Source organism: Allobosea sp. LjRoot9 (genome assembly GCF_964252745.1).
In the GTDB taxonomy this organism is placed as follows: Bacteria; Pseudomonadota; Alphaproteobacteria; order Rhizobiales; family Beijerinckiaceae; genus Allobosea.
This window is the reverse complement of record NZ_CAXUPC020000004.1, coordinates 287,185-306,404: the sequence shown is the minus strand read 5'-3', so window position 1 is coordinate 306,404 and position 19,220 is coordinate 287,185. Positions and strand designations below refer to the sequence as shown.

Genomic DNA, 19,220 nt, shown 5'->3' with positions numbered 1-19,220 from the left:
GTCTTCAATTCGTACGGGGCAGCGCCGAGCCGGCCCTCCGGCCGAGCTGCAGGATCGCCTCGTCGTAGAGGTCGAGCGTCTCGCGGGCGACGCGGGCGATCCTCAGATGGTCGATCCGGAGCTGGCTTTGCTCGCGCCAATGACTGATCGCGCCAGGGGTTGCGATCAGCTCGGACAGCGCGGCGGCAAGCGCATCGGGATCGCGGGCCGGAACCAGCACGCCCGCTTCCCCGCCCTCCAGCAATTCGGGAATGCCATCAACCTGCGTCGCTACGATGGCGCAGCCCGCCTCCCTCGCCTCCGGCAGGACAAGCGGCGCGGGATCGGCATGAGAGGGCAACACAAAGATATCGGCGCCGCGCATCCAGGGGAAGGGATCGACCTTGCTGCCTTCGAAGCGCACGGCCTCGCAGCAGGACAAACCGTCGACCATGTCGCGATAGGTCTGCGCGTAGGGTCCATCGCCGACGATGTGCAGGCGCGCCCGCGGATGCCGGCGATGGACCAGATCGAAGGCGACGAAAAGATCGGCCAAGCCCTTGCGCGGGTGCAGCCCGCCGACGAAGAGGATGCTTGGTGAGGCGAGCGTGATTGGCGTGGTCTCGCGGTTTGCCACGCGAGCCGAGCCGATGGTGCCGTTGAGAATGACGCGCAGCTTGGCGGCCGGGATGCCGCGCCGGCGCATCGATGTGCCGACCGCGGCGCTGACCGCGATGACACGGGTCCCGAGCCCCATGAGAATCGCGCTCTTCTCGAATTCATTGTGAACCGTCGCGATCAGCGGGATACCGGCGAGCTTGCAGATCGGCCAGGCAAGCACGGCGCTGGTCATCATATGGGCATGGACGATGTCGGCGCTGAACGTGCCGACCAGCCGCCGCAGCGTCCAGGCGGACCGCAACAGTGTCGCTGCCTTGCGCCGATGGTCGATCGTGAAAACCTTGACGCCGTTGCGGGCGAGCAGCGCATCGAAATCGCCCCCGCTGCTGGCGACAGCGACGATATGGCCGAGGCGGCTCTGCTCGCAGGCAAGGTCGACCGCCGCGTGAACATGCCCGTTCGACTGCGTCGTGTGATTCAGCAAATGGAGGATACGCATGGGCCCATCACGATGCTCGGACCGCCAACTCGCCTGCGCTCGCGCCTCTGCGCCGCTGGACGCGACGGCCTTGCATTTACTGTGCCGAGACCGCGGGAGTACCCCGCAGCGCCGCTTCGGCCTCTATCGTCGAGACCCTTGCCGTCGGTTGGTAATTGAAACCGCCCTGGCGCCCCAGGGATTCGATCCCGAAGGCTTTCAGGGCCTTGACCGCTTCGGCAGCGCTCTCGTCTGCTCCATTGCGATAGATCGGATAGGCGTTGTCGAGGAGTTGGCTGCCTTCGAGCCTGAGATCGCCGCAAAAGAGTCCGTTCGCCGCGACATGCGCGCGGAAATCCGCCTCGGCCTGGGCGACTGACTTGCCGATATGGTTGGCGATCACCTCGACGCCGAAATACTCGCGCCCCTGCGCGCGACCGTAGAAGTCGGAATACATCGTCAGGCGCTTCCAGGCGCCGTCATAGGAGAAATTGTAGATGATCTCCTCATCGAAGCCGCGCGCGCCGTCGAAGCTGAAATAGAGCGCCAGCAGCGTGATCGTCTCGAGCTGCTGCGAGACCGGCAGGTTGCAGAGCGCCTGCAGTTGCGGGATCGGAATCGTCGAAACGACGCGATCGGCGACAATCGCCCGCCCCTCGCGGAACAGGACGAAACGATTGTCGAGTTTCTCGATCCGGTCGAGCTTTGCCCCCATCAGGAAGCTGACGCCACGCGCGGATAACGTCGCGGCCGCAGTGGCGTAGAGCGCCTCGAAGCCTTCGCGCGGGCGGGCCAACTGGCGATTGCTCGGCGCCGACGGCTTCGTTCGGCGCAGACGGCCGAGCATGGCACGCAACGAAGCGTGCTCGCTGATCCATTGCATGCGCTTGCGCGCCAGTTCGATGCCGATCTGATCGGACGCAATGCCGTAGAATCGGGTCATATAGGCGTCGAGGCCCGAGCGATGCAGCAGCCGGGCCCCAATCCAATGGCGGGCAAACTCGCGGGCGTTGCGCATGCGCCGTTTGAAAAGGCGGGCATAGGCCGCCGATGCCAAGATGCGAGCAACCTCGAGCGGCCCGGCGCGCAGGATGTCGTCCTTTACCGAGATCGGATATGCCGTGATGAGGCGCTGCGGGTTTAGCCTTGCCCAGCGCGGCTGGATAGGCACGTAAAGTGGCAGCAGTTCCGGGAAATGCTGCAGCAGCGGCGAGTCGTCCTGGAAGATCAGGCTACCGACGTCGAAGGTGTAGTCGCCCGACGACCAGTTGATGTGATTGCCGCCGATGTGCGGGTATTCGTCAATGACGACGATCCGCCTGCAACCCTGCTGTGCGAGCACCGAGGCCGAGACCAGGCCGGAGACGCCCGCGCCCAGGACAATGACGTCGCAGCGCTCGGCAGCCGTGCTGTCGGCATCGCCAATCTGCTGGATCACCTCTTCCATTGCCGAGCCTCATTGATCGGGTGTGAAAGAAGGCTAGCCCCCCTCAAGATCAGCCGAAAGCAAAACTCGCCGGCACGCCGTGCCTTTTCCTGCTCAATCATGCGCCGAATGCGATCAGAATGAGCAATCTCTCCCTCGATGCGCCGAAGTAACCATCCTGAACTGGCACGGTCCCTGCTTCATCTACGTAAGGCATGCGTTTTCGCATGCAGCTGTCGGTTCCTCACGACAGCGTCAACCATTGCCTCTGAGCACGGAGCGTATGATGCCGGGCTGGCCACATCCGAACGAGGCGGAGCTGTTGGAGGGGATCGAGCTGGTCTCGACCGACCTGTTCGACACCTTGCTGTTGCGCACGCTGCGCTCGGAGCGCGCTCGTATCGTCGGCGGCGAGCGCATATTCGCTCGCAGGCTGGCCGAACAGGGCCTGCCGGTTTCGGAGAGCTGGCTGGTCGAAGCCCGTCTGGAGGCGCAGCGGCTCGCCTATCGCGCGCTCGACATGGCGGAGCAGGACGGCGAGGTCATGCTGCGCGACGTCATCGCGCGCCAGCTCGCCATTCTCGGCTTGCCCAAGACGCGAATGGCGGCGCTGTGCGAGACGCGGCTCGCGATCGAGCTCGACATTGAAAAGGCGTCGCTACGCCCTAACCTGCAACTCGCAGCACTGCTGCGCCGCTGTCGCGGAGAAGGCCGGCGTGTCATCGCGATCAGCGACATCGGACTGCCGGTTTCGGTGCTCGGCGCGTTGGTCGGCCAGCTTCATGGCCCAGAGCTACTCGACCGGATTTATTCCAGCGCCGATCTCGGCCTGACCAAGCGGCGTGGCGAGCTCTTCCATGCCGTGCTTGCGGCAGAAGGCGTCGATGCCGGGCGGACCTTGCATATCGGCGACGATCGGCTCGCCGACCACGTCGTACCGTCCTCTCTGGGCCTGCGCACGCTCCACCTCCCGCGCCCAAAGCTGAAGCGTCATCTGTCTCGCCTTCACGGCGGGGCGAACGAGCTCGGCCGCATCATCCGAAGGCGACGGGCCCATGCCGGCACGCCAGCTGGACATGCTCATGATCCCCATACGTTCGGGCGCGAGGTGCTCGGCCCGATCGTGGCCGAGTTCTGCCTGGCTATCTGGCTCTACGCCGACGAAGCCCGCAAGCGCGGCGACGCGGCCCTGCTGTTCTGCGCGCGCGGCGGGCTCGGCATCCGGGCGGCGTTCGAGCGGGTCGCCGAGCGGCTGAACCTGCCGCTCGCAATGCCCCGCGAGAACCTGATGATTTCGCGCCTGGTTGCGGCAAGAGCGGCCGTCATGATCCGCAGCCCGGCGGCGCTCGACGAACTCGGGCGCGAATTCCGCGGCAGCAGCTTCGCCGACGTCGCCACCGCGTTGGGTGGCAGTCGCTATCAGCTGCTCGAGTCATGGAACGAACGATTCGTGCCAGAGCGCTTCTTCGCCATGCTCGACAGGCCGGCCGGTGCAGCCGTCACCGCCGACATCGACAGGCAGAACGCTCTCTTCCAACGCCATCTTTCCGCAACCAGCTGCGGCTCAAAGCGGATCATCCTGTGCGACACGGGGCTTTACGGCAGCACCCAACGCCTGCTCGCAGTTGGCCTGCCGGATTTGAGCTTCGAGACCATCCAGCTCGCGCGCTGCAACTACAAGGGCCTCAGCGAAGAGCATTTTCCGCGCGTCGTCGGGCTTGCCGTCGAGCGCAGCCGCTACAGCCCCCTCGCTGTCCGATCGACGGTGCTGCGCTATTGGCAATTGATCGAGAGCCTGTTCGAGCCGGCGATTCCGTCTGTACGATCCTTCGCCGAAGGCACAGACGGCGCGATCATCTGCAACTCCGGCGACATTGCCTTTGGGGCCGTCGATCCTGCCGCCGGCAATCCTCTTCTGTCCGGCGCCCTCGCCTATATCGACGACGTCGACGGCGGAACGGCGATCATGGCCGATGCGGCCCGAGCCTGGCCGCGGCTCAAGCAGGCTATCACTCGGCCGGCCGAGGCCGACCTCGCGGCGCTGGCTATCGGCGAGCGCTCCGTCGATTTCGGCCGGGCCGGCACTGTCGGAGATGGCGTCGCGCTGCCGGGCAGCGCGCTGTCCCGTCTGGCATCGATCCGCACTCAGCTTTGGCGCGAAGGCGCGATCGTGCGAGCCTTTCCGCGCTCGCGCTTGCCGTTGCTGACGGCGGTCGAAACCTTTCATGCGCTGCGCGGGCTCTCCACCGGTTTCCACCGCTGATGGGATGCCGTGCAATCCAGGCGACTCCCAGAGCGCTCGCCGCAGGCCGAGATTTGTGCCCGCGCGTGCCGCACAGCTTTGAGGACGGATCGCCATGTTGGCGATGAAGGCCTTCCAGGGCGCTGGCTGGCTGGTAGCGTCACGCTTCCTCGGCCGATTCATCGACTTCTTCACGCTCTTGATCATGGCAAGGATGCTGACGCCGGCGGATTTCGGTCTGATGGCGCTCGCCTTGTCCTGCGTCGCGATCGTCGACGTGGTGCTCGAGATTCCGGTGACGCAGGCGCTGGTCCGCCTATCTCATGTCGACAAGGCGCATCTCGACACCGGCTTCACGCTCGGCGCGCTGCGCGGCCTCGCAATTTCCCTGGTTCTGCTCGCCGTCGCCTGGCCATTCGCGTGGATCAACGGCGATCCGCGGCTCGTCCCGGTCATTCTCGCGCTCGCCTTCGCACCGATCGCGCGCGGCCTCGCCAGCCCCGGCCTCGTCATGTTCATCCGCGAGCTCGGCTTCCTGCGCAATTTCCTGCTTGAGACCGGCGGCAAGCTCGCAGCCTTCGGCCTCGCCATCGCGACGCTCCTGTTCGGCGGCGGCTACTGGGCCCTGGTCGTCAACTTCGTCGCCGCACCCGTCTTCAGCTGCGCAATCTCCTACCTGCTCGCACCCTATCGGCCGGCGCTGTCGCTGTCCCGATTGGCGGATTTTGCCAGTTTCGTTGGTTGGTTTACCTGCTCCCAGTTCGTCTCAGCGGTGAACTGGCAGTTCGATCGCATTCTGCTCGGGCTCGGCGGCGCCAAGGAGACACTCGGCCGCTACGCGGTCGCGGCCGACCTGTCGGTTATGCCGACGCAGAGCCTGATCGGGCCGGCGCTGCAGCCGATCATGGCCGCGTTCGCCCGGATCAAGGCGGAGGATCAGCGCCTGCGGCTCGCCTTCCTCAAGGCGGCACGCTTCAGCATGCTCGCTTCAGTGCCTTGCAGTCTGGGAATCGCGCTGACGTCGGATCTGATCGTCGAGGTCCTGCTCGGCCCGAAATGGCATGGCGCCGATTGGCTGCTGAGCCTGCTGTCGCTCTCGGTGATGGCGACGCCCTATTTCCAGACGCTGTATTCGCTGAGCCTGGCGCTTGGCCGGCCTGAGGTGATCTTCCGGCTCAATCTCTATGATCTCGCCATTCGCACTCCCGCCGTGATCATCGGCTTCCTGCAATGGGGCGCCATCGGCATGGCGGCCGCTCGGCTCATCGCGGCTGCGATCATGGCGGCTTTCTTTCTACGCTGGATCCGCAGCCTGCTGGGGATCGGCATCGTCGAGCAGCTCCTCAATCTCTGGAAGATTGGCGTTGCGGCGGCCGTAATGACGGCCGGCGTGCTCGGCCTGCGTGGCGTCCTCACCCCTTGGCATCTGCCGGCACCAGCCGAACTCGCACTCGTCGCGGCACTCGGCGCATCGCTCTACGGGCTGACCCTGCTCGCTTGCGGCATGTGGCTCGCGATCGGCGCCGGGCGCCTGGAGCTCACTGACCGTTGGTGGCGCTCACGGATCGGCGCAGACAAGCCTGGAGACGCTCGTGACTCAGAGACTTGATAATCTAGTTTTGGGGCATCAACAGGTTTTCCTGATTGAGAGCGAGTCTGCTGATCGGGGTATTGGCATGGATGCCACCGTGTGGTCGATGCCAGTCGTAATGATGGTGATATTGAAACTTCGCAACCTCAGCTTCCTCGCTCGGGACCGGATGGACAACCTAGTGAGAGTTCACAGTAAGCGTTCGCATAGTCGCTATTATGGAACAGAGCGAGCCGCAACTGATGTCCTCAACGCATATGGTTAGGTCGACCGTCACAAACACTTCCAATTGCGAACTTTTTCCATATACTCGCAGATCAATCTTTTGGAGTGATGGCGCATGAGCATCTTGAGGAAGACTGCCTGGAACACGAGTCGGCTCATCGCACAAAATGGCGGGGCTGTTTCCAGGGCACTATATAAAGTCGCCAATTTATACAAAAAGACCTACAATAATTTGAATTATGACATGAACACGAATGGAGAATACTATTTATTAGACAGACTTTCAACCGCAGAAATGAAGACCGTTCTGGATGTCGGCGCTAATAAGGGAGATTATACGCTCGCATGCCTAAGCAGATTCAAAGACGCAAATGTCCATTCTTTTGAAATTGCTCCCCCCACATACCAGAAATTGACAAATAACGTCTCGTCGAAACGTGTAAAACTGAATAATTTTGGCTTATCGAATAAAGACGGGTCTTTTTACTTGAACTACAATCCTGATGATGATGGCTCGTCATCTCTTGTCGAAGGAAGCAACATTCACGATGGAAATTGGTCAAAAATCCAAGTTAATGTTATAAGAGGTGACGATTACTGCAAAAATGAATGCATAAATTCAGTAGACCTTCTAAAAGTTGATGTTGAAGGCGCAGAGCACCTAGTATTTGATGGTTTCTCCGAAAGTTTCGAAAAAAATATGATATCTACCGTGCAATTTGAATTTGGAATGGTGAATATATATTCCAAATTTCTCCTAAAAGATTTCTATGATTTATTCAGTAAGCACGGATTTGTATTGGGTCCGGTGATGCCTAGCGGCGTTGATTTCAAAGAATACAACACTCGCGACGAAGATTTTCAAGGCCCGCCTAATTTTTTCGCAGTCCATAAGTCAAAACCAAGAATAATAGAGGCTGTTAAAAAATAACGACACCAATTTTATCTGAAACACAAGCACTTTGCATTGGATTTTCGACCCTGTGGTCTCAATCGCTTGCGCGGCGCTAGAGTCAGGTGCAGAATCTTTGCATGATTGGCTAGGCCCGCGCCAGCATCTCCGGCCAGACTCTAGCCGCCCAGATCGAGCAGCTTAAGTCGGTAGGCTGCATGATATTCTTTCAGGAAACGGTGCCAGGAGCGCGGACTGATCGGCCGCAGCTCAAGAAGGCAATGGCCGCACTCCCTTCCATGGTGTGTTGATGATAGCGGGGTTTGATCGTCTCGCTCGCAGCACCCGCGACCTTCCCAACCTATAGACGGGTTACGCGGGGTTGCGGCAGTCGCGGTCGTGATCTTCCACCTGATGTCGGCCTTTGGCGCCTTGGCTGGTGCCGGAACAGCAGCCTGGCGCGCGTTGCCTCGCCTAAACGCCCCGTGCCGTTGCCTGGAACGGCACCTTCGCGGTGTCGGTGTTCTTCGTCCTGAGCGGCTTCGTCGTGACCAGTGCGACGCTGCGCAAATCTGACCCGATATGGATCAACGTCCCGATCCGCTATCTGCGGCTCGCGATCCCGGCGACGGCCAGCACGCTTGCGGCCTGGCTCTTGCTGAGCGTTTCCCCGACCTCTGCAACGCAACTCGCCACGCTCAGCGGCAGCCGCTGGCGCGGTTGGACCTATCAGGGATCGCCCCCTGGTCCGGCGGCGGCGATCTCCAACGGCTTGGCCGGGGTCTTCCTGAGCGGCGGCTCGTTCTTCAACAATGTCCTGTGGACGATGCGGCCCGAGCTGCTGGGCTCGATCCTGTGCTTCGCGGTCTGCGCTTTTGCAAGACCGCGGTTCCGGCTCGCGATCGCGCTCGGCAGCGTCGTGATCTTCATCGCGCTGCGGCGCTACGACTATGTCTGCTTTCCACTCGGCATCATTCTGCGCGAGGTTTGGGCTTCAGGACGATTACCATCAGCCCTGCCAATCTTCGCGATGCTGCTGGGCCTCATGATCGGTTCGCAGAGCGGCAATGCGGCCCAGCTGTTCGGTCTGGACTGGCTGCCGGAAGCCTTGAAGCCGGAGAAGAAGGGCGGTTTGCTCTATCCGATCGCCGCGACGCTCATCGTCTATGGCTGCCTCCGCTCGCCCCGGCTGGTAGCGACTCTCTCGGGCCGGATCGGGCGATATCTGGGCGCGATCTCGTTCCCGCTGTATCTGATCCATGTGCCATTCATTTATACGCTCGTGGCGGAGGCTTATATGCACACAAACCTCACTCTTCCCGCGCGTGCCTGCCTTCTGACAGGAAGCCTCGTACTGATGTTCGCCACGGCCCATGCTGCCGAGCGCCGGCTCGAGCGACCGTTTCTCGGCTTGCTCGGCCAATTGCGCGGACGACTGAGGGAATTCAGGACCGAGCGCCGCAATGTCCATGGCACAGCCGGCTGAGAAGAGCGTCGCCTTGCCGCGACACTTGGCGCATCGCTCTACGGGCTGACCCTGCTCGCCTGCGGCATGTGGCTCGCGATCGGCGCCGGGCGCCTGGAGCTCACTGACCGTTGGTGGCGCTCACGGATTGGGGCCGACAAGCCTGGAGACGCTCGTGACCCAGAGACTTGACCATCTAGCTGTGGAGCCTCAACGGGTTTTCCTGATTGAGAGCGAGTCTGCTGATTGGGGTTTTGGCATGGATGCCACCGTGTAGTCGATGCCAGCTGTAGTGATGGAGAGATATTGAAGCTTCGCCACCTCAGCTTCCTCGCTCGGGACCGGATGGACAGCCTAGTGAGAGTTCACAGCGAGCGTTCGCATAGTCTCCATTATGGAACAAATACTCTGGTGAGAATCTTCCTCAATGGCCGATCATAAATGTAGTATAACAAAAATGAAGTTATAAGGCATACAAGTACTGAGGCCAACGCAAGAGCATAGACGTGATCATTTAGTTTGAACAGCTTCGCGAAACCAGCAGCGAACATTAATAATGGAACATGAATAGCATAAAGCGGGTAAGAAATATTACCGATTAAGCGAAATAAACGCCGTTCAGATCGATAATTTGCGCTGATTGCTAAACTAACAATAAATGGAAATCCTAATCCGATTGCAACGACATCGAATATTGGGCCAAAGTCAGGGCATATGAGAATGCATACCAATAAAAATGCTGCAGATACGTAGTATACGAAAGACTTAACAGGTTGTGGACGATAACGCCATATCAGTATACCGGTAAAAAAGCCAAATATTACTCGTGAAACACCTCCAAAATAAGTAGGCCAAGTTGCGCCAATATCAGCTGTGCCATGATAAATCGTAATAACACACAAACATACGGCTGATAATGCAACAATAATAATCAATAAATAGGATTGTATTCTGTATAAGAGTAATGCCCATGCAAAATTTATAAACACTTCGAGTGAAAGAGACCATAATGGCGTATTAGAAGGAAATATTGTGTCAGTTGGCGCTGGCGTCATCCATGGTTTCGGAATCAAAAACAGATTAAATACAGTAGATAACATGATGTCATTTAAGCTATACATGGATTTATCTTGGGTGAAGTATCGGAGTAAAAAATATGAGCTGCCAAAGAACAAACCTAAGACGCTTAACGGCATAATTCTTATTAGGCGTTGGCGTAGAAAAGCAAAAAATCCAATTGATGGAAGCCGGTTAGTGTATGCGTGAGCCAATACAAAACCGCTTAGTATAAAGAAAAAATCGACAGCCAAATAACCGTGACGGGCAATAGGTAGGCCAATTATTGTAAGATGAAAAAGCGTTACCCCAACGGCAGCAATGCCTCTCAAACCATCTAAAACTTCATATCGATGTTGTGATATCAATATCTATTGCCTCACATCGATCAAACACAGTATAAGTGATTGATGTACGAAATATCGGGTTGATATATTCAGATGTTCTCCATTATGGAACCTTTTAGAGGGGCGTAAGTGGCCGAAGAACCGCGGCGATGCGCTGCGGCCGCATCACGACCTGCCACGATTGATCACGGCGCCGATGACCGTGACGCCGGCGCGCTGGAGGACACCGAGGGCGTCGTTCAATTCGTCATAGCTCGTTGCACCCTCGGCGGCGACGAGGACGACGATGTCGGCATGGGTGGCGAGCGCAGCCGCATCGGAGGATTCGCCGAGTGGCGGCAAGTCGATCAGCACCTCGCCACGCTGCCTTGCCTGCGCGATCACCAACCCCGCACGCACATCACGGAAGTCTACGAATCGGTTCAGCTGTGGCGTTTCCGAGCGGATAGGAAGCAGGCGGACCCCGTCAATATTGGCAAACGCGGCCTGCACCGTACTGCCGGAGGCGATCACGTCGGTCAGCGATGGTCCGGCGGGGCCACCATCCGCTCCACGCGCCGAAGATGCATCGGCGCTGAAAACGCTGACCCGCCGGCCACGACGATGGAGCAGCTGGGCCAGGTTCATCGTCAACAGCGTAGCACCGGTGCCCGGTCGCCAGGAGCCGATCGCCACGACTGGGCTGCCTTCGGAACGCCTTGTAGCCCAGGCGATATCGATGGCCGTTCCCAGATCGCGGATTCCTGCCGCGAAGAAGCCGGCATGCTCGCGCGCCACCAGCATCGCGCTGTCCGAGGCCGAGGCGCTCCCCTGCTGGCGCCCGCCAGCGATCTCGGGGATGGCGGCGAGGCAGGACAGGCCGGTTTCGCGCAGGAGATCCTGGGGACGGCGGACGCGGCGATCGAAGACCGAGGCCAGCGCCGCGACGAACACACCGCCGAGCAGCCCGAAAACGCCCGCGAACGCTAAGATCAGGCTGCCGCGCAGAGAGGACGGGCCGAGCGGCGCCTGAGCCGCGCCGATGATCCGTGCATCGGCATCCGGGATCGGCTGCACCGGCAGGGCGCCGGCCTTCACCGCGGCCGCAGCCGCTCCGACCTGGGTCGAGAGCGCATCGAGCCGGCCCTGAAGGAATTCGGCGCCGCTGCGTGCGGCATCGGCCTTGAACGCAACCGATTGCAGGAGATAGGCGGAAGCGGCCGCATTCGCGACCCGGGCCGGCAGCTCGGGATCGGCCGACACATAGCTGATCTCGAGCACATAGGACTGGCCGACGCGCCGCGCCGAAAAGCGCCGCGCGAAATTCTCGAAGGCGTTGCGCCGCGGATCGACGCGAAGCGAGGCTTCCGCCCGAGGCGCGCCGGTCGATAGGGCCCAGACACTGTGAAGGGCCGCGCCGGCGCGGTTGGCCAGCATTTGCAGCAGCCCCGGGGGCTGCGGGCCCAGTTCCGGATGGTTGCTCAAGGCCAGCGCATCGAAGACCGTGCTCAGCAGGCGCTCCGAGCGGATCACCTGCAGTTCGCTGTCGGCAGCGTTCAGGTCGAGCGAACTCGGTGCGGCGATCTCGCGCGCCGCACTCGGAACCTGCCGCCGTGGCTCGAGCAGCACGGTTGCAGCCGCCGTGTAGGTCGGTGGCGTCGTTCGAACATAGGCCGCCGCCGCCGCAAGACAGAGCGCGACCCAGATCGCCAGCCTGCCCTTGTGACGCAGGCCAGCGGCACCGATCGTGCGAAGCAAGGCGACCGGGCCGTCATTGCTCTGGGGTGTGACGGGATCCTGCTGGGGCAGTATCCGGAATGACGCGCGGGATGCGCCTGGCTTTCCCAACATCATCTGAATTTCCCCCTCGGCTGCAACGCGGCGGCGCGCTCAGGCTGCAAGCGACCGCGCAGGATGTCGGCAATCCCGAGCAGGTTGCCCCTGAGACGGCCGCGACGATCGATGAACGGCTCGGGGCGCAGCGAGCGTCCGAGATTGCTCGACATGTTCCGGAAGAGATGGTCGGCGACCTGACTGAGCGTCATCGTGCCCTTGCGCAGCATGTAAAGCGGATTGACGATCTGCGAGTAACCGAAGCGCTCGCCTGCCATGCGGCCGCCCTTGACGCCCATATGGACGCCTATCGCGCCGGCGGACTTGACCAGACGCCCGCCGCCCCGCCGTGCCAGAGCCGCCGCGAAATCACGGTCCTCGAGCCAGCCATAGAGCACCAGCCGCTCGTCGAAGCGCAGGTCTCCGATACTGGCAAGGCGAAAGGCCATGTTGCATCCGTATGGGCTGTAGGGCTCGATCCAGGACCAGTCGCTCGGCGGCGGGGCGGCAACCAGCCTCATCGCCTCTGCAAGCGGGATGCCGGGGCCGGTCGCGCCGTCGGCCAGGACCCGGCCGGTGAAGGCGCCGATGCCGGCTTCGTCGCGGAACGTCTGGGCCGCCGTGGCCAGCCAGTCCTCATGGGCGACGAAGTCGTCGTCGAAGAAGGCGACGATCTCGGTGCCGCGTGGCAGATGCGCGAGCGCCGTGTTGCGCTGGGCCGCCAGCCCGGCAGGCCCGGTCAGCACCACGACATCGTTACGGCCCTGCAGGCCGCCGGCATCGGCCGGATCGATGCAGGAGACGATGATGCTGTCGGGCTTCAGCGTCTGATGGGCGAGCAGGTGCAGGACCGTCTCCGTCACCACCTCCGGCCGGCCACGGGTGGCTATGACGGCCGCGATGCGCGGGGCCGGAGTTGCGGGCAGCGCCGGTGCAGCGCGGCGTCCATTCGGCGACTGCGCCAGATCCAGGTAGCCCTCGGCGGTGCTGCGCCAGGAGAACAGCGGCAGGCGCCCGCGGCCGCGCTCGCTCAATTCCTGCCGCAGGGCGGCCGACTCCGCCAGCATCCTGACATGCCCGATCCACGCGGCCGGGTCGGCAGGCGATGCGAGCAACGCGGCATCGCCGCAGACCTCCGGCATGCTGGCGCGATCGGACGAGACGACCGGGCAGCCCCGCGCCATCGCCTCGAGGATCGGCAGGCCGAACCCCTCGGTCCAGGACGGGAAGGCGAGACAGAGCGCGCGCTCGAGCAGGAAGGCGAGGTCGTCGTCGCTGACCCGCCCCAGCAGCCTGACATTGGCGGCGTGCGGAAGCTGCTCCTCCGCGAAGATGCCGCCGCCGCCTCCGGCGATGACGACGTCGAGGCCAAGATCGGCCAGGTGCGGCGCGATCTCGACCAGGAGGGCGAGGTTTTTGTGGCGCCCACGCGAGCCCAAAGCGAGGACGAAGGGCCGCTCGGCATCGGCTCGCGCCGCCAGCAGCCCCTGAGCCCGATCCGACTTGGCAGGATCCCAGGCCAGCGCATGCTCGTGGCCATTCGGCAGCACGGCGATATCGGCGGCGCGAAGCGGCAGATGTCGCGCCAACTGCCGGGCCGAGGCCTGCGAGACGGTGGCGATCCGTGCGCTGCGGCGCGCCAGCAGCGGCTGCAACGCCCGGTATGCCGTGCGAAAGCCGCGGCCATAGCTCTCAGGCGCGGTGAAGACATTGGTGTCGTGGATGCAGACGATCTGGTCGCCCTTCATTGCCGGCGCGGTGTTGCAGAGGTTGAGGAGCCGACCCGGCCAGAGCCGCGGCAGTTCGATCTGCTCCCAGCCATGCCCGTTCAATCGCCCGCTGCGGACGATATCGATCGCCTGCAGCGCCATGGCGTCGGCGCCCCGTGGCGCGATCAAGGTGGCTTTTTGGCCGGCCGCGGCGAGGCTCGCATCGAGCGCCGCGACGACATTGCGCGCGTAGCGCTGGACGCCGGTCAGATCCTGCGACAGGAAGCGGCCGTTCACCGCGAAGCTCTCTGTCATAGCCTTGCTCCGGCGACCAAAGGAACAGGCCGGGGGACATCCGAGCCTCGCGGCTTGATCGCCGCGGCGACCGCGGCCAGCATGCAGAAGAATAAGCCTTGATCGATGACCGGGCCGACGAGGAGGTCGCCGATGAGCAGGCCGGCGTAGCCGTTGCGCGCGGCAACCGCGATGTCGGCCTCCAGGCTCCCCGGCTGGCCACGCGGCCGCGCGAAGCATTCGAAGACGAAGACCGCATAAAACAACGCGCCGGGGATCCCGACGCTCGCGAGCAGCGCGACGGCGAAGCTCGAGGCACGGGCAGTGCCGAGCCCGACGCCGAGCCCCCAGCTGTCTAGAAAGTTCTGGAAGGAGACGACATTCCAGGAGCTGCGCTCCACGCCGGAATCGGAACTCGCCTTGTTGAGCACGACGAGATCGACATAGCCGTAGATTTTCGCAGTGACCTCCGGATTGAGCAGGAGCAGCAGGACCACTGCCAGCCCAATGAATGGCGCACCGAGGGCGAACATCGCGGCTTGGCGCCCGGCATTGCCCTGGACGAGCCGGGCGAAGGCAAAGCCGTAAAGCAAGAGCAGCATCATCGGCGCGCCGGCAAGTCCAGTCGAGGAGGTCGACAGGACGATCAGGACGAGCGACATCGTGGCGATCGTGCCAGTGAGCGCCGGGCGCACGCCGCAGAGCCACAAGGTTCCGGTGAAGCCGAGCACGCCGAGCGTCGAGCGCGCGAAGACCGAGGCCTCGGTATACGAGCCGACGATCCGCTTCATGCCGGCGATCTCGGAGTCGGTGTGCAGCGTATAGCGGGCATTGCGGATGAAGCCGAGGAGGTCCTGCGTTCCAGTGGCGTAGGTCGCGACGTCGAGGATAGCGAAGGCCGTGTTGGCGATGCAGCAGGCGAGAAGCGCGTTGAAGACGGCCGAGAAGCCCTCACGCGTCGCGGCAACGGCCGTCAGTGTGACCAGGCAAAGCAGGGTAGCGGAGAGATAGAGGCTCTGCGTGACATTGCTGGAGACAGGCGTCAGCGGCACGGTCGAGCCCGTATCGTCGAAGGCGGTGGTGCCGAGCGGGATAATCTCGGTCATGCCGGCGAGGATGCGCGGCATCAAGAAGGCGCTGGCGACGCCATAGGCGACGAGGCAGGTGAACCAGAAGCCGGGTTCGTTTGGATGCAGCGCACGGAGGGCGGCAGCCGCCTCGCGGCGGTGGCTGAGGACGCCAAAGGCAAGAAACATCAGCATCACATGCCCAGGCTGGATATTGGCGGCGCCGATGAGCATGGCTGCGGCCGCCCCGAGGACTGCCATGATCGCCAGCCCCTGGACGAGCGCGCCCGTGCCCAGCATCAGGCAGACCAGCCCGATGAGGAGGGTCAGCACTCCGATCGGCTCGATGCTCATGGCGCCCGCGCCTTTCGCTGCGGCGCCCCCCGCCGGCCTCCGCTCCGGTCGCGCCCGCCAGCCATGGTCATTCGGCCAAGACCAGCAGCGAATAGCCGCCGAGCACGCGCACCGTCAGATCGGGGTTGAGCGAGAAGCAGAGCCGGCGCGGCCAGCGCATCAATCGGCTGCTCAGCGTCTGGTTCGGCAACTCCAGTCGGCTCGCCGTATAGGCGTGATCGACGACTTTGTAGCCGCAATCGGCCAGGGTCGCGAGCGCGGTCTCCTTGAAGAAGTAGTGCAGGTGACCGACATTTTCGCGCAGCTTGGTGATCGGCCAGCCGCGCAGCAGCGACTGGACGGAGAGATCGAGCGGGATGTGGAAGACCTTGTAGCGGCCTTTGCCGCGCAGCGCCTTGATGAAGGCGATGTAGTCCTCGACATGCTCGATCACGTCGGCAATCACGAGCAGATCGTAATCCGACGCGCCCTCTGCCGTGAAATCTCCGAGTGAGAAGCTGACCTTGTCGGTCTCCTTATACTTGGCGCGCTGATAGGCGTGCGGCGAGATTTCATAACCGTGGAAACGCGCCGTCGGGAAGGCCTTCGCCAGGTTGAACAGGATCTCGCCGGTCCCGCAACCGACCTCGCACGCCGTATCGAAGCTGATCGCGTTCTTGCGCAGGATCGTCTCGATCTGCCGTGCCTTCCACGGCGAATCTTCTTCGTGCCAGCTCGGATTCAAATCGGCGTAGACTTCACTCTGGTAAATCGTCTGCATTGGATTCTTTCCGGATATCGCAAGGGGGCAGCGTCGATCACGCCAAACTCTGGACCAGGGCTGGGCGTTGCTGCGCCGTCGGCATGTTCATCGAGATCGTCCCGGCCAGCGGTTTGAGCAGCTGGTTGATGTGGAGCCGCATCTGCTTCTCGAAGACCGCCGTCGAGAAATTGCGCGCATAGGCCGCGATCTCGCGCGGCTGCCAGGCGATCGCCCGCGCTCGCTCCTCGGCGGCTATGATCGCGTCGACGCTCTGCTCATCGAAGAAGACGCCGCTCACGCCGTCGATCACCGTCTCGGTTGCGCCACCGCGGCGGAAGGCGATCACCGGCCGCCCGCTCGCCATGGCTTCGACCGGCACGATTCCGAAGTCTTCCTCGCCGGGAAAGATCAGGGCTCGGCAGCGCGAATAATGGTGGCGCAGCACACTGAAAGGCTGCGGCCCGAGCACGGTCACGTTCGGCTTGGCGATGCGGCGCAGTTCGGCCAGCATCTCGCCGCCGCCGATCACCACCAGGCGCCGGCCGGTGCGATTGAAGGCTTCGACGGCGAGCTCTGGCCGCTTGTAGCCGACGAGCTCACCGACCATCAGGCAATAATCCTCGATGAAGTCGTTCGGGAGCACTTCAAACGCATCGACGTCGACCGGGGGATGGATCACGGTCGAGGCGCGGCGATAGTAGCGGTGGAGCCGGGCGGCGACCGTCTCGGAGTTGGCGACAAAGTGATCGACGCGATTGGCCGAGATGCTGTCCCAATTGCGTATGTAATGCGCCAGTACCGGCATGACGAAACGTGTGATCGGCCCGGAACGCTCCCTGTATTCGTGGAACATGTTCCAGATATAACGCATCGGCGAATGGCAATAGCAGATGTGCATCGCGCCTGGCGGAGGCACGATGCCCTTGGCCGGTCCGGACTCGCTGGAGATGATCAGGTCGTAGCCGCGCAGGTCGAGCTGTTCGAGTGCCAAAGGCATAAGCGGCAAATAGCGCTGATAGAGCTTCGCTGCGCGCGGCAGCCGACCGATGAAGCTCGTCGCCACCTTGTGGCGCCTGATTTCGTCGGAGACTGCGTCGGGCACGTAGACATGGGTGAACACGTCGGCGTCCGGATACATCCGGCACAGCGCCTCGATCACTTTCTCGCCGCCGCGCATCCCAACAAGCCAGTAGTGAACGATTGCGACTTTCATGGCCCGATGAACTCCAGGGAACCGACTTGGTCTGGGCGTGAATTTGCTTGGCAGGCTCGCGGCTCGGGACGGCCCCTAACGACTACCCTTCTGCATCAGCACCGCAGGCACCGTCTTCACCAGGATTTTGGCGTCGAGCAGAAGATGCCAGTCAGAGGCATATTGGCTGTCGAGCGAGATACGGGTGGCATAGGAGCAGTCGCTGCGGCCGCTGATCTGCCAGAGGCCGGTGAGCCCCGGCGGGACCGAGAAGCAATGGTTGAAGGCCTCGCCGTAGCGCTCGCGCTCGGCCGCCACGATCGGGCGCGGCCCGACGAAGCTCATATCGCCGGAGACGATGTTGAAGAGTTGCGGCAGCTCATCGAGACTCGAGCGCCGCAGGAACGCGCCGACAGGCGTGATCCGCGGATCACGGGTCAGCTTCTGACTTTCAGCCCACTCCTGCGCTGCGGCCGGATCGGAAGCGAGCAGACGCTGGAGCGCTTCGTCGGCGTCGCTGGCCATGGTGCGAAACTTCCAGCAGCGGAAACTCTTGCCACTGCGGCCGACCCTCGCCTGCCGGAAGAACGCAGGACCGCCGTCGCCTGCCCTGATCAAGCCGGCGATCAGAAGCATAAGCGGCGCCAACAGAAAGAGCAGAGCCACACCTGCCGCAAGGTCGAATGCTCGCTTTACCGAAAGCCCGGTCAACTTGTATTCGCCACGCAACGCACGCGTGGGCAGAGAGAAGGACGCCGGCAAATTTTGAGAGTCCGGGAATCGGCTCATTGCTGCACCCTACACATAGACCGCATCTTAATAGATTATTAACGCACGCCGAATACATAACAATAGGCTTTTTTGCGCTGCAGCATATTTATTCAGGGCGCTTTGAAATCGGCCATGACTTGGGCGTTGTCAGTAATTTCCCTGACAAATTCTATACGATTCCGCCCCTTTCCATGGCATCTCGGCGAACGGACCATCAAACCTGAACAGGTCTGCGGCCGCGTCCCGGTGACGCAGATGGAGGTTCGACGAGAACGTCCAGATCAATCTGCAGAAATTATTTGATCGAGCTACTGAAACCACCCTTTGGTGATGGCGTACCGCACGATCTGTTGGCGGCTATCGATGCTCAGCTTATTGCTCGCACGTGCCTTGTAGGTTTCGGCCGATTTGGTGGTAATACCGATGCGCTCGGCCGCTTCACGAATACTGAACCCCAGGGCGATCAAGCGCAGAATTTCTTGCTCCCGATCGGTCAGGACCGATCCGCGCCGCTTCCCCGCTGGCGTCTGCACGGCATCGGCGGCATCAAGAAAGTGGCCGCCGCGAAGAATCGTTGCGATCGCCTTGCACATGACGGAGCCGGGCGACTGTTTCAGGACATAGCCGCGCGCGCCCAAGGCCAGCAACTGGTGGGCCCGCGCATTATCGAGTTCTTCCGCCACGACGAGCACCCGTTGCGATGGAAGATCATTCAAAATGCCCTCAGCTACTGAGACGCCGTTGAAGCTCTCACTCACGACCGCGACATCGGGAGCGGCCTTCCCGATGACTTGCGCGAGATGGGCAGACGAATGAGCTTCGCCTATCACGTCGATATGAGGCTGCTCAGCCAGACAAAATCGCAACCCCGCCAAGAAGATCGGGTGTTCGTCCGCGAGAAAGATACGAGCGGGCCGCTCGAATGACAGCATAGGCCAACCTCCATATGGACGGGGG

15 protein-coding genes are annotated in these 19,220 nt (G+C 62.1%); 5 read left to right on the top strand and 10 right to left on the bottom strand.

Annotated elements, in window-relative coordinates:
* Positions 1-4 precede the first annotated feature (4 nt).
* Positions 5-1,099, bottom strand: a complete 1,095-nt coding sequence (locus ACSQ3P_RS18730; RefSeq protein ID WP_436167015.1) for a glycosyltransferase family 4 protein — start codon at positions 1,097-1,099, stop codon at positions 5-7.
* Positions 1,100-1,175: 76 nt separating this feature from the next.
* On the bottom strand, positions 1,176-2,525 hold the full coding sequence (locus tag ACSQ3P_RS18725) for an FAD-dependent oxidoreductase (RefSeq protein ID WP_436167014.1): 1,350 nt from the start codon (positions 2,523-2,525) through the stop codon (positions 1,176-1,178).
* 265 nt (positions 2,526-2,790) lie between these two features.
* Here ACSQ3P_RS18725 and ACSQ3P_RS18720 point away from each other — a divergent pair, with 265 nt between their 5' ends.
* The 5 genes from ACSQ3P_RS18720 to ACSQ3P_RS18700 all read left to right on the top strand — a co-directional run bounded on the left by ACSQ3P_RS18720 (position 2,791) and on the right by ACSQ3P_RS18700 (position 8,940).
* Positions 2,791-4,767: a hydrolase gene (locus ACSQ3P_RS18720; RefSeq protein ID WP_436167013.1), complete on the top strand. Its 1,977-nt coding sequence runs from the start codon at positions 2,791-2,793 to the stop codon at positions 4,765-4,767.
* A gap of 94 nt (positions 4,768-4,861) precedes the next feature.
* Positions 4,862-6,355: a lipopolysaccharide biosynthesis protein gene (locus ACSQ3P_RS18715; protein ID WP_436167012.1), complete on the top strand. Its 1,494-nt coding sequence runs from the start codon at positions 4,862-4,864 to the stop codon at positions 6,353-6,355.
* 322 nt (positions 6,356-6,677) lie between these two features.
* Positions 6,678-7,493 (top strand): FkbM family methyltransferase, encoded by an 816-nt coding sequence (locus ACSQ3P_RS18710; protein ID WP_436167011.1) that lies wholly within the window; start codon positions 6,678-6,680, stop codon positions 7,491-7,493.
* A gap of 125 nt (positions 7,494-7,618) precedes the next feature.
* Positions 7,619-7,765 carry a hypothetical protein gene (locus ACSQ3P_RS18705; protein ID WP_436167189.1) on the top strand — a complete coding sequence of 49 codons (147 nt, stop codon included), beginning with the start codon at positions 7,619-7,621 and terminating at the stop codon, positions 7,763-7,765.
* 203 nt (positions 7,766-7,968) lie between these two features.
* Positions 7,969-8,940: an acyltransferase family protein gene (locus ACSQ3P_RS18700; RefSeq protein WP_436167010.1), complete on the top strand. Its 972-nt coding sequence runs from the start codon at positions 7,969-7,971 to the stop codon at positions 8,938-8,940.
* A gap of 371 nt (positions 8,941-9,311) precedes the next feature.
* Here the strand turns inward: ACSQ3P_RS18700 and ACSQ3P_RS18695 are convergent, their stop codons facing one another.
* The 8 genes from ACSQ3P_RS18695 to ACSQ3P_RS18660 all read right to left on the bottom strand — a co-directional run bounded on the left by ACSQ3P_RS18695 (position 9,312) and on the right by ACSQ3P_RS18660 (position 19,195).
* Positions 9,312-10,343, bottom strand: coding sequence for an acyltransferase family protein (locus tag ACSQ3P_RS18695; RefSeq protein ID WP_436167009.1), 1,032 nt, complete (start codon positions 10,341-10,343; stop codon positions 9,312-9,314).
* 144 nt (positions 10,344-10,487) lie between these two features.
* Positions 10,488-12,155, bottom strand: a complete 1,668-nt coding sequence (locus tag ACSQ3P_RS18690; protein WP_436167008.1) for a Wzz/FepE/Etk N-terminal domain-containing protein — start codon at positions 12,153-12,155, stop codon at positions 10,488-10,490.
* Positions 12,152-14,158: a glycosyltransferase gene (locus tag ACSQ3P_RS18685; RefSeq protein ID WP_436167007.1), complete on the bottom strand. Its 2,007-nt coding sequence runs from the start codon at positions 14,156-14,158 to the stop codon at positions 12,152-12,154. Before ACSQ3P_RS18685 ends, ACSQ3P_RS18690 begins: the two co-directional genes overlap by 4 nt.
* On the bottom strand, positions 14,155-15,558 hold the full coding sequence (locus ACSQ3P_RS18680) for a hypothetical protein (RefSeq protein ID WP_436167006.1): 1,404 nt from the start codon (positions 15,556-15,558) through the stop codon (positions 14,155-14,157). The genes ACSQ3P_RS18685 and ACSQ3P_RS18680 overlap by 4 nt, the downstream gene beginning before the upstream one ends.
* A gap of 67 nt (positions 15,559-15,625) precedes the next feature.
* Complete coding sequence (locus tag ACSQ3P_RS18675; RefSeq protein ID WP_436167005.1) at positions 15,626-16,318, bottom strand: class I SAM-dependent methyltransferase; 693 nt, start codon at positions 16,316-16,318, stop codon at positions 15,626-15,628.
* A 37-nt stretch (positions 16,319-16,355) separates the two neighbouring features.
* Positions 16,356-17,513, bottom strand: coding sequence for a glycosyltransferase (locus tag ACSQ3P_RS18670; RefSeq protein ID WP_436167004.1), 1,158 nt, complete (start codon positions 17,511-17,513; stop codon positions 16,356-16,358).
* Between the two features lie 75 nt (positions 17,514-17,588).
* Positions 17,589-18,281 carry a sugar transferase gene (locus ACSQ3P_RS18665; protein WP_436167003.1) on the bottom strand — a complete coding sequence of 231 codons (693 nt, stop codon included), beginning with the start codon at positions 18,279-18,281 and terminating at the stop codon, positions 17,589-17,591.
* 290 nt (positions 18,282-18,571) lie between these two features.
* Positions 18,572-19,195, bottom strand: a complete 624-nt coding sequence (locus ACSQ3P_RS18660) for a LuxR C-terminal-related transcriptional regulator (protein WP_436167002.1) — start codon at positions 19,193-19,195, stop codon at positions 18,572-18,574.
* Positions 19,196-19,220: the final 25 nt, after the last annotated feature.

What these genes read in the sequence shown, in the direction of transcription:
- ACSQ3P_RS18730 (WP_436167015.1), bottom strand. Translation starts at nt 1,099, where the DNA reads ATGCGTATCCTCCATTTGCTGAATCACACGACGCAGTCGAACGGGCAT.
- ACSQ3P_RS18725 (WP_436167014.1), bottom strand. Translation starts at nt 2,525, where the DNA reads ATGGAAGAGGTGATCCAGCAGATTGGCGATGCCGACAGCACGGCTGCC.
- ACSQ3P_RS18720 (WP_436167013.1), top strand. Translation starts at nt 2,791, where the DNA reads ATGCCGGGCTGGCCACATCCGAACGAGGCGGAGCTGTTGGAGGGGATC.
- ACSQ3P_RS18715 (WP_436167012.1), top strand. Translation starts at nt 4,862, where the DNA reads ATGTTGGCGATGAAGGCCTTCCAGGGCGCTGGCTGGCTGGTAGCGTCA.
- ACSQ3P_RS18710 (WP_436167011.1), top strand. Translation starts at nt 6,678, where the DNA reads ATGAGCATCTTGAGGAAGACTGCCTGGAACACGAGTCGGCTCATCGCA.
- ACSQ3P_RS18690 (WP_436167008.1), bottom strand. Translation starts at nt 12,155, where the DNA reads ATGATGTTGGGAAAGCCAGGCGCATCCCGCGCGTCATTCCGGATACTG.
- ACSQ3P_RS18685 (WP_436167007.1), bottom strand. Translation starts at nt 14,158, where the DNA reads ATGACAGAGAGCTTCGCGGTGAACGGCCGCTTCCTGTCGCAGGATCTG.
- ACSQ3P_RS18680 (WP_436167006.1), bottom strand. Translation starts at nt 15,558, where the DNA reads ATGAGCATCGAGCCGATCGGAGTGCTGACCCTCCTCATCGGGCTGGTC.
- ACSQ3P_RS18675 (WP_436167005.1), bottom strand. Translation starts at nt 16,318, where the DNA reads ATGCAGACGATTTACCAGAGTGAAGTCTACGCCGATTTGAATCCGAGC.
- ACSQ3P_RS18670 (WP_436167004.1), bottom strand. Translation starts at nt 17,513, where the DNA reads ATGAAAGTCGCAATCGTTCACTACTGGCTTGTTGGGATGCGCGGCGGC.
- ACSQ3P_RS18665 (WP_436167003.1), bottom strand. Translation starts at nt 18,281, where the DNA reads ATGAGCCGATTCCCGGACTCTCAAAATTTGCCGGCGTCCTTCTCTCTG.
- ACSQ3P_RS18660 (WP_436167002.1), bottom strand. Translation starts at nt 19,195, where the DNA reads ATGCTGTCATTCGAGCGGCCCGCTCGTATCTTTCTCGCGGACGAACAC.